We start from the raw sequence: 9,608 nt of genomic DNA on the forward strand, positions 1-9,608 counted from the left end.
CCTCGTAGTAGCCCTTCATGACGTTGTTGCCGCGCATGACGATCTCGCCCATCGTCGTGCCGTCGGCGGGCACGTCCTTGAGGCCGCCGTCCACGAGCTCGACCTCCACCACGCGCAGCCGGTCGGCGCTCACCATGCCCACGCCCTGGCGGGCCTGCAGCGTGGCGCGCTCCTCGGCCGGGAGGTCGTCCCACGGGCGCTGGTACTGGTTCACCGAGTACGGCCCGTAGGTCTCCGTGAGCCCGTAGACGTGCACGATCCGGAAGCCCATCCTCTCCATCGCCAGGATGGTCGTGGGCGAGGGCGGCGCGCCGGCAGTGGTGATCACCAGCTGGTAGTCGAGCTTCTCCGCCTCGGGCGCGCGCAGGATCGTGGTGACGACGGTGGGGGCGCCGTCGAGGTGGGTGACGCCGTGCTGGGTGATCAGCTTCCAGATCGCGTCGCCGCGCACCTCGCGCAGGCACACGTGGGTTCCGCCGATGGCCGTGACGGCCCACGGCGTGCACCAGCCGTTGCAGTGGAACATCGGCAGCGTCCACAGGTACACGCTGTCCGGGGTGAAGGCGGAGTGGACGATCTCGCCGAACGAGTTCAGGTGGGCGCCGCGGTGGTGGTACTGCACGCCCTTGGGCTTGCCGGTGGTGCCGGACGTGTAGTTGATCGAGAGGTTGGCGCTCTCGTCCTCGACGGTCCACGGCAGCGGCTCGTCGTTGCCGCGGGCGAGCAGGTCGTCGTAGCGGACGCCGCTGCCGATGCCGTCGCCCGGGTTCGCCGGGTCGACGACGGTGATGATCTCCTCGACGGTCTTCAGCTCGCCGGCGACGGGCGCCACCACCGGGTACAGCGCGGCGTCGACCACCAGGATCTTGGCCCCGGAGTGGTCGAGGATGTAGCGCACCTCGTCCGTGGACAGCCGCGTGTTGATCGCGACGAGCACCGCGCCCGCGAGCGGCACCGCGAAGTGCGCCACCAGCATCTCGGGCACGTTGGGCAGCAGGTACGCGACGCGGTCACCCGGCTCGACACCCGAGCCGCGCAGCGCGTGCGCGATGCGGGTGGCCTCGGCGGCGAACTCCGCGTAGGTGTGCCGACGCTCGCCGTAGACGATGGCCGTCTTGTCGGGATAGACGTCGGCGGAGCGCCGCAGGAAGGAGAGCGGGGTGAGTTGCGTGTTCCAGACCGACGTCGTCATGGGCAGATCCTGAACGCTGCGACGCCCATGCGGCAACCCGCCCGGGCGGTCAGTCCTCGACGAGCTTGATGGCCGCGCGCGGGCAGGAGGCCACGGCCTCCTCCATCTTCGGGCGCAGCGCCTCGGGAGGGTTCTCGTCGAGGATGTAGAGGAAGTCGTCGTCCCTCACCTCGAACACCTCCGGGGCGATGCCCATGCAGACGGCGTTGGACTCACACAGATCGAAGTCGACCACGACCTTCATGCCGGACATCGTGCACCGTCACCGGGCCGAGCGATACTCAGGTCGGCCTAACCCGTGCCCGGCGCGGCGGCCACGAACGTCCTCCGGGTCGCTCGCGGCCCAGGCGGCCCCTCGCGGCGTTGCCGCCCTGGCGGATGCCCCGTGAGCCAGGCCCTGGCGGATGCCCCGTGAGCTAGCGGGCCGCGGTCGGGGCCACCGGGGGCGTGGTCGCGACCGGCCGGGACGGGAGCCGCACCGGCACGAGACCGGTGCTGCTCACCGCCGGGGCGGCGGTGGGCGAGGTGCCGGCGGCGAGGGCGGTGCCGGCCATCGCGACGACGCAGGACGCGCTGATCGCGGCGGCGGACGCCGCCAGTAGGGCAGGGCGGGTCGGGCGCATGAGAGCGGGTCCTCTCGGGTCGAACGGCCGCCGTGGGGGAGCGCCGGCCTGTTCCGCACATCTCCCCGAGGTTGCTCCCCGTTACGAACCCGGCACGAAGTTGCCTCATTCAGCCGTACCGACCCCTGGCGACGGACGAACGGAACCCTCGCCGGTACCTGTCGGACGAGGGCGACGTTCGTCGTCGCGTCAGCTGCGGCGCAGCACCGGGCGGAGGTCGTCCAGCACGGCCGCGTTCTCGATCGTGCCCGGCACCGGCTCGTCCGCGCCGTCGGCGATGCCGCGCATGGTCTTGCGCAGGATCTTGCCGCTGCGGGTCTTGGGCAGGGCCGCGACCACGGCCACGTCCTTCAGGCTCGCGACGGCGCCGATCTGGTCGCGCACCAGCTGCACGAGCTCGGCGCGCAGCTCGTCCTCGCTGCGGTCGACCCCGGCCTTGAGCACGACGAACCCGCGCGGGATCTGGCCCTTCATCTGGTCGGCCACGCCGATCACGGCGCACTCGGCGACGTCCGGGTGGCTCGCGAGGACCTCCTCCATGCCGCCTGTGGACAGGCGGTGGCCGGCCACGTTGATGACGTCGTCGGTGCGGCCCATGACATAGACGTAGCCGTCGGAGTCGATGCGGCCGCCGTCGCCGGTGAGGTAGTAGCCGTCGAACGCCGACATGTAGGAGCTGACGAACCGCTCGTCGTCGTTCCACAGCGTCGGCAGGGCGCCGGGCGGCATCGGCAACTTGACGACGATCGCGCCGTCGGTACCTGCCTCGACCGGCTTGCCGTTCGTGTCGAGCACCTGCACGTCCCAGCCGGGCAGCGGCACGGTGGGCGAACCGGGCTTGACCGGCAGCAGCTCGATGCCGGCGGGGTTGGCGACGATCGGCCAGCCCGTCTCGGTCTGCCACCAGTGGTCGATCACGGGGATGTCGAGCAGCTCGCTGGCCCAGCGGTAGGTCTCGGGGTCCAAGCGCTCGCCGGCGAGGAACAGGTACCGGAGCGATGACAGGTCGTACTTCGCCGCGTACTCGCCCTGCGGGTCCTCCTTCTTGATCGCCCGGAACGCGGTGGGCGCGGTGAAGAGGCTCTTGACCCCGTGCTCCTGGACGACCCGCCAGAACTGCCCGGCGTCAGGGGTGCCCACGGGCTTGCCCTCGTAGAGCACGGTCGTCGCACCCGTGAGCAGCGGCGCGTAGACGATGTAGGAGTGGCCGACGACCCAGCCCACGTCGGACGCGGTGAAGATCGTCTCGCCCGGGCCGACGTCGTAGACACTGGGCATCGACCAGTTCAGCGCCACCGCGTAGCCGCCGCCGTCGCGCACCACGCCCTTGGGCTTACCCGTGGTGCCGGACGTGTAGAGGATGTAGAGCGGGTCGGTGGCCTTGACCGGCACGCAGTCGGCCGGCGTGGCCGCGGCGGCCGCCTCCACCCAGTCGACGTCGTTGCTGCCCATCGCGGCCTCGGCCTGCGGGCGCTGCAGGATGATGCTGGCCGACGGCTTGTGGGTGGCGAGCTCGATGGCCGTGTCCAGCAGCGGCTTGTACTCGATCACGCGCTTGCCCTCGATGCCGCAGGACGCCGAGACGATCACCTTCGGCGCGGCGTCGTCGATGCGGACGGCCAGCTCCTTGGGCGCGAAACCGCCGAACACCACCGAGTGCACCGCGCCGATCCGCGCGCAGGCGAGCATCGCGACCAGGGCCTCGGGCACCATCGGCATGTAGACGACCACGCGGTCGCCGTGGCCCACGCCCTGCGCCACCAGCACGCCCGCGAACGCCGCGACCTCGTCGCGCAGCTGGGCGTAGGTGTACGTGCGCCGGGTGTCCGTGACGGGGGAGTCGTAGACCAGCGCAGCCTGCTCGCCGCGGCCGGCGTCGACATGCCGGTCGAGCGCGTTGTGGCAGACGTTGAGCTCCCCGTCGGGGAACCACCGGTAGAACGGCGGGTTCGACGCGTCGAGCGCCCTCGTGGGGGCCACGTGCCAGTCGATCGACTCGGCGGCCTTGAGCCAGAAGGCCTCCGGGTCGTCCGTGCTGGATCGGAAGACGTCCTCGTAGGCGCTCACGCTTGGGCCTCCTTGCCGGTACCGACGGTGATCGGACGTGACAGTAGGCCGTGACACACCGGTCGCGCAGGTCCGTGCGGCTCTTCCACGGACGATCACCTGCCCGGATGGTGAGGGCGCCCTCGATCGGGGCGCTACTGTCCGTTTGGTGGACGCAACGTAGCGTGACCACCCGTTCGGCCGACTCACGATCGTGGGTCCTGTGTCGTTCCACTCACTGTAGCGATTCGTCTACTGCCCGTTCGTGAACCTGCGACGTCACGGACGGGCGGGGTGCGGCGACGGGGGTGCCACGGCGGTGGACGCCCCACCACGGACGAGGGGACGAGAGAGTGGCCATCTGGGCGTCGGGAGTGGGAACCGCCCCGCGCATGCCGTGGACCAGAACGGTCCTCGCGCCCCCGCCTGCCCCGCCGGACCTGCGCCGCTGGGCGCCCGTCCTCGCCGCCGCCACGGCCTTCCTCACCGCGGTCGGCCTCGTCGTCGGGATGACGGAGGGTGGGGGTGGCCTCGCCGGCCCCGGACCCGTCGCCCCGCACGGCACGGTGGCCGACTCCTGCGCCCCGGCCTGGGTCACGGGCTGGCAGGCGGCGGCACAACCGGCCACCGCCCCTGCCGGTCTCGCCGGCTCGACCCTGCGGATGATCGTGCACCCGCGGGTCACCGGCTCCGAGGTGCGCGTACGGCTGTCCAACGCGTACGGCACCGCCCCGCTCGCCGTCGGATCGGCCTCGGCGGGTCGATCCGACGGCACAGCGGGTCTCGTCCCGGGCACGATGCGGCCGCTGGCCTTCGGCGGGGCCGGCGGCGTGACGATCCCCGCGGGCAGTCAGGTGCTCAGCGACCCCGTGCCGCTCGTGTCCGAGGTCGGCGTGCCGCTGGCGGTCAGCGTGTTCGTCACGAGCGCGCCGCCCGTCGTCACCGAGCACGCGCTGGCGCTGCAGACCTCCTACGTCGCGCACGCGGGCGACGTCGCGACGACCACCGGAGGCGGGGCCTTCGACACCACCGTCTCCTCCTGGCTCGTCCTCACGGGCGTGGACGTGCTGGCGCCGCGTCCGGAGAACGCGATCGTGACGGTCGGCGACTCGATCACCGACGGCGTGGGCAGCGACCCGGGTGCGAACGACCGCTGGTCCGACGCCCTCGCCGCGCGCCTGACCGCGGCGGGCGGCGCCACCGACATGGCCGTGCTCAACGCCGGGATCTCCCGCAACGAACTGCTCGCCGACGACCCGGAGGGCGGCGCCGCGCCGCTGGACCGTTTCGACCGCGACGTCGCCGGTGCCACCGGGGCCACCGACGTGGTGCTGCACATCGGCACCAACGACATCGCCGCGGGGAAGGGCGCCGACGCGATCATCGGCGGCATGAAGCAGTTCGCCGAGCGCACCCACGCGGCGGGCAAGCGCATCTTCCTCACGACGATCACCCCCTCCACCAACGGCGCGCACGGCACGCCCGCCGCCACCGCCACGCGCGACGCGGTGAACGCCTGGGTGCTGGCGCACGGCCGCGAGTACGCCGACGGGGTGTTCGACTTCGCCGCTGCCGTCGCCGACCCGGTGCAGCCGACGCGGTTGGCCCCGGCGTTCGACTCCGGCGACGGGCTGCACCTCTCGGCCGCCGGCTACCGGGCGATGGCCGCGGCGGTCGACATCGCGGGATTCACGGGGAGCCCGTGCCTGGCCGACACCTCGCCCGCGCGTGTGGCGCTCCGCGGCGACTGATCCCTTGTCGGGGCCTTGGCGTCGGGGCCTCGGTGTCGACGCGGTGGTGTCGGCGCGGTGGTGTCAGTGCCGGCCCAGTCGGCGCAGCCCGCGGCGGCGCGGCTCGTCGTCGTCGACCACGGGCAGCGGCCCGGTCGGGGTGTCCTCGCGGTCGAGCCGCTCGATCACCCAGTCGACGGCGAGGGCGCCGGGGGAGACGCCACGCTCGCGGGCGATGCGCCGCAGCTGCTCGATGCGCAGCGCCGGCAGCCGGAGCTGGAACACCTGCGCGTGGCCGAAGCGCCCGGTGAGCTGGGTCGCGTCCTCGTTCATGCCGGGAGCGAGCGCGGCCAGGTAGGAGTCGAGGTGCGTGTCCTCGTCGAGCGCGGCGTCGTCGAGCGGCCCGGGCGACGGGGTCTGCGGAGCGGGGGAGCGGTGACGTGACCGCCGCGGCTCGGGGGAGGACGACGCGGGGAACGGCATCCCGGCAGCCTACGACCGATGGGTCCGGCTACTCAGCCTGCGAGGCCGAAGCCGGCCGCGGAGAGGGCGTGGGCGATCTCGTCGCGATCGACCTCGCGGTCGGCGAGCACGGTGACCGCACCGGTCTCGAGGCGCACGTCGACGGTGCTGACCCCGTCGATCTCGCGGACCTCCTCGGTGACCGACAGCGCGCAGTGCCGGCAGGTCATGCCGGTGACGGTGACTTCGGTGCGGAACGGTGCCTCGACGGGCATGACGGCCTCCAGCTCGGGTGTGGGCATCGTCGCAGAACGGCACCCGCGACCCGGCGCCGCCCTCCGTGTTCGGAGCGTCACAGATCGGGTGACCGGTCACCCGGGAAGAGGGGTGCGACCGGCGCCCGTGCTAGGTAACGTCTCGGTCACGGCCACGGGGGCCGTTGCGGGCGGTTGCGTGCGTCGGGGAGGGGTCCTCGATACGGGCGACCGCCGGACGGGAGGCGTCGATGAGCGGTGTCGGAAGTGCACGACGGGACCTCGGGGAGGACCGGATGACGGCCACCGGCTCGATCCCCGCGCAACGGACCGCGGCCGACGCCTACCGCGTATCGGACGACCAGTTGAACCGGGCGCGGATGGTGGTCGCGAAGAACTCGGCCGACTCCGAGGATCTGCGCCAGCTGCTCGACATGCTCGGCCTGATCTCGGCCAACCCTGATCTGCCGCCGCCTGTCAGTCGCTGACCTGCGGTCATGGCGGTGCGGCCCCCCGGGTGCGAAGGGCGTTTCCGGTCTGTCCTATAGTTGCATCGCTCCCAACGGACAGTCGTTGCTGGCGAGGATGGCTCCGGTTGTCCAAGTCCCCATCGTCTAGTGGCCTAGGACTCCGCCCTTTCAAGGCGGCAACGCGGGTTCGAATCCCGTTGGGGGTACGCTCCACCAGCACGATAAGGTTCCACCAGCAAGGCCCAGTGGCGCAGTTGGTTAGCGCGTCGCCCTGTCACGGCGAAGGTCGCGGGTTCGAGTCCCGTCTGGGTCGCTCCACCAGGTGTCCGGCGGTATCCGTCGGCCCGGCCAGGTAGCTCAGTTGGTACGAGCGACCGCCTGAAAAGCGGTAGGTCGGCGGTTCGACCCCGCCCCTGGCCACACTCTCTTCAACACTTCCGTTGCCGCTGCTCGCGCGCATCATGCAGCTCATCGCTCGGTGGTTGCTCACAGCATCCGCATACGCCTCCGCCAAGGTTACGATCACTGGGGCGGGGGTCGTGTGCGCAGAGGACTGGCGAGGTCGAAAGGTTCCGGGGGATGCGGTCACCACTGAATAGCCCGCTCGGCGTACGCCGATGGGCTGTTTGGTCCTTGCCTCGCCGTGTCCTGGCGGTCGTTGTCCTGATCGATCTGCTGGCCGCCGGTTTCCTGGTGCTCCACGCGCGTGACGACATCGGTTCGCTCCGGTCCGGCTGGCCGTGGATCGTCCTCGTCCTCGCCGTGGCGGGCATCGTCAGCACGGAGGCGTCGCTCGGCGTCGAGCGCATGCGCCGCCGCACCGACGAGAGCCCGCACATCGACCTGAGCTCGGTCTGGGCCCTGGCCGCCGCGATCCTGATGCCGGCCCTCGTTGCCGGTGCCGTGGTCGCGGTGCTCTACATCCACATCTACCTGCGCATCTGGCGCCGCTCGGGTGTTCCGCTGTACCGGTTCCTGTTCAGCCTGGCCACGGTGATGCTGGCCGTGCAGTCGGCGGACGCCGTCACCCATCTGCTGGCCGGCGACGACCCGTTCCACAGCGGGCGCGGCCTCGCCGCGGTGCTGCTGGCGCTGCTCGCCTACGCGGCCGTGAACATGGTGCTCATCGCCACGGTGATCGTGATGAGCGGCTCCAGCCGCACGCTCGGCACGTTCGTGCAGGTCATGTGCCACGGCGACGAGGCGGTGCTCGAGTTCGCGACGCTGTCCATGGGCGTGCTCGTGGCCGGGGCCGTGGCGTCCTTCGGGCCCGCCTACGCGGTGCTGGTGCTGCCCCCGCTGATCGTCCTGCACCGCACCGTCCTCGTCCGCCAGCTGGAGGAGGCCGCGAGCACCGACAGCAAGACCGGCCTGCTCAACGCGGCCGCCTGGCACGTCCAGGCCGGCCGGGAGATGCGTCGCGCCGAGCGCATCAACCTCCACGCCACGGTGCTGGTCCTGGATCTGGACCACTTCAAGCTCGTGAACGACCGGCACGGCCACCTCGTCGGCGACCAGGTGCTCGCGGCGGTCGCCGCGGCCGTCCGCGCCGAGGTGCGCGACGAGGACATCGTGGGTCGTTTCGGCGGCGAGGAGTTCGTGGTGCTGCTGCGCGGCATCGAGGGCGACGACGGCCGGGTGGCGGCGGAGGCCGTGGCCGAGCGCATCCGGCTCCGGGTCGCCGCGCTGCGCGTCGCCGTGCCCGGTTCGCGCGATGCGGTGGTCGTCGATGGGCTGACGGTGTCGATCGGTGGCGCCACGCTCCCGTCGGACGGTGTCGAGCTCGGGGAGCTCCTCGAGGTGGCCGACGCCGCCATGTACGACGCCAAGCACGCCGGCCGCAACCGCGTGCGGATGGGCGCCGGCACCGGGTCGCAGGCGCGCCGTCGCTGAACCGGGCCGTGCCGGTGCCGGTGCCGGTCCCGCGCCCGGCCGTGGCACGATCGGTGGGCACCAGCCACCAGGAGGGGATGATGACCACCACCCCCACCCGTGACTCCGTCCCGCAGCGGGGACGACGTCCGGTCACGTCGCGCTCGGAGATCGAGCACATCGCGCTGGACCTCTTCGCCCAGAACGGGTTCGACACCACCACCGTCGACGACATCGCGGCCGCGGCCGGCATCGGCAGGCGCACGGTCTTCCGCTACTACGCCTCGAAGAACGACATCCCGTGGGGCGCGTTCGACGAGCAGCTGGATCGGATGCGGGCCACCTTCGCGGGCCTGCCCGCCGACCTGCCGGTGATGACGGGCGTGCGGGTGGCGGTGCTCGACTTCAACGACGTCGCGCCCGCCGAGCTGCCGTGGCACCGCAGCAGGCTGCGGCTGATCCTCGACACCCCGGCCCTGCAGGCCCACTCGACGCTGCGGTACGCCGCATGGCGGCAGGTGGTCGTCGACTACGCGGCAGCCCGCCTCGGGCTGCCGCCGGACGGGCTGCTGCCGCAGACCATCGGGCACGCCAGCCTGGGCGTCGCGCTGGCCGCGTACGAGCGGTGGCTGCGCGAGGAGGCCAGCGAGCTGACGGACCTGCTCGACACCGTCTTCTGCGCCCTCGAGCAGGGGCTCGCGCTGCGGCCCTCCCGATAGCGGAACGGCCGGTGGGAGCCCACCGGCCGTTCTCGTTCGAGCGGACCCCGCGGTCGATCAGCCGACCGGCGTCGTGTGCGAGGTGACGGCCGGTGCGGGAACGGGCGCTGCGGGCACCGCAGGCGCCACGTGGACGGCCGGGAGCGCCGGCGCGGCCGGGTCGGGCACAGCGGGGGCGGGCACCGCGGGTGCGGCCGGCACCGCGGGTGCGCCCGGCACCGCGGGTGCGGCCGGCACCGC

11 protein-coding genes and 3 tRNA genes are annotated in these 9,608 nt (G+C 72.2%); 7 read left to right on the forward strand and 7 right to left on the reverse strand.

Features of this window, described 5'->3' with window-relative positions; translation table 11 throughout:
* The 4 genes from JWR81_RS02700 to JWR81_RS02715 form a co-directional block, all read right to left on the reverse strand.
* The coding region (locus tag JWR81_RS02700; RefSeq protein WP_297646190.1) for an AMP-binding protein at positions 1-1,192 on the reverse strand (1,192 nt) is incomplete at its 3' end.
* A 49-nt stretch (positions 1,193-1,241) separates the two neighbouring features.
* Entirely contained in the window at positions 1,242-1,436 is a 195-nt protein-coding gene (locus JWR81_RS02705) for a ferredoxin (protein ID WP_297646192.1), read from the reverse strand.
* 172 nt (positions 1,437-1,608) lie between these two features.
* Positions 1,609-1,815 carry a hypothetical protein gene (locus tag JWR81_RS02710; RefSeq protein WP_297646194.1) on the reverse strand — a complete coding sequence of 69 codons (207 nt, stop codon included), beginning with the start codon at positions 1,813-1,815 and terminating at the stop codon, positions 1,609-1,611.
* A gap of 189 nt (positions 1,816-2,004) precedes the next feature.
* Entirely contained in the window at positions 2,005-3,882 is a 1,878-nt protein-coding gene (locus JWR81_RS02715; protein WP_297646196.1) for a propionyl-CoA synthetase, read from the reverse strand.
* A gap of 371 nt (positions 3,883-4,253) precedes the next feature.
* Here JWR81_RS02715 and JWR81_RS02720 point away from each other — a divergent pair, with 371 nt between their 5' ends.
* Positions 4,254-5,612 (forward strand): GDSL-type esterase/lipase family protein, encoded by a 1,359-nt coding sequence (locus JWR81_RS02720; protein ID WP_297646198.1) that lies wholly within the window; start codon positions 4,254-4,256, stop codon positions 5,610-5,612.
* 63 nt (positions 5,613-5,675) lie between these two features.
* On the opposite strand, the gene JWR81_RS02725 is transcribed toward JWR81_RS02720, so the two are convergent.
* Both JWR81_RS02725 and JWR81_RS02730 read right to left on the reverse strand, forming a co-directional pair.
* Complete coding sequence (locus tag JWR81_RS02725; protein ID WP_297646200.1) at positions 5,676-6,074, reverse strand: hypothetical protein; 399 nt, start codon at positions 6,072-6,074, stop codon at positions 5,676-5,678.
* Between the two features lie 32 nt (positions 6,075-6,106).
* Positions 6,107-6,355 (reverse strand): heavy-metal-associated domain-containing protein, encoded by a 249-nt coding sequence (locus tag JWR81_RS02730; RefSeq protein ID WP_297646202.1) that lies wholly within the window; start codon positions 6,353-6,355, stop codon positions 6,107-6,109.
* Between the two features lie 248 nt (positions 6,356-6,603).
* Here JWR81_RS02730 and JWR81_RS02735 point away from each other — a divergent pair, with 248 nt between their 5' ends.
* The 6 genes from JWR81_RS02735 to mftR all read left to right on the forward strand — a co-directional run bounded on the left by JWR81_RS02735 (position 6,604) and on the right by mftR (position 9,368).
* Positions 6,604-6,795 carry a hypothetical protein gene (locus JWR81_RS02735; protein WP_297646204.1) on the forward strand — a complete coding sequence of 64 codons (192 nt, stop codon included), beginning with the start codon at positions 6,604-6,606 and terminating at the stop codon, positions 6,793-6,795.
* Positions 6,796-6,910: 115 nt separating this feature from the next.
* A tRNA-Glu gene (locus tag JWR81_RS02740) sits at positions 6,911-6,983 on the forward strand.
* A 33-nt stretch (positions 6,984-7,016) separates the two neighbouring features.
* Positions 7,017-7,090: transfer RNA gene (locus tag JWR81_RS02745), tRNA-Asp, on the forward strand.
* 33 nt (positions 7,091-7,123) lie between these two features.
* Positions 7,124-7,197 (forward strand) — tRNA-Phe (locus JWR81_RS02750).
* A gap of 213 nt (positions 7,198-7,410) precedes the next feature.
* A complete protein-coding gene (locus JWR81_RS02755) occupies positions 7,411-8,670 on the forward strand; it encodes a GGDEF domain-containing protein (protein ID WP_297646206.1) in 1,260 nt (419 codons plus the stop codon).
* Positions 8,671-8,750: 80 nt separating this feature from the next.
* Complete coding sequence (gene mftR, locus JWR81_RS02760) at positions 8,751-9,368, forward strand: mycofactocin system transcriptional regulator (protein ID WP_297646208.1); 618 nt, start codon at positions 8,751-8,753, stop codon at positions 9,366-9,368.
* A gap of 57 nt (positions 9,369-9,425) precedes the next feature.
* On the opposite strand, the gene JWR81_RS02765 is transcribed toward mftR, so the two are convergent.
* Positions 9,426-9,608, reverse strand: a 183-nt coding sequence (locus tag JWR81_RS02765; protein ID WP_297646210.1) for a hypothetical protein, incomplete at its 5' end; no start/stop codon positions are given.

The sequence above is a fragment of the Pseudonocardia sp. genome, assembly GCF_025965585.1.
Lineage (GTDB): Bacteria > Actinomycetota > Actinomycetes > Mycobacteriales > Pseudonocardiaceae > Pseudonocardia.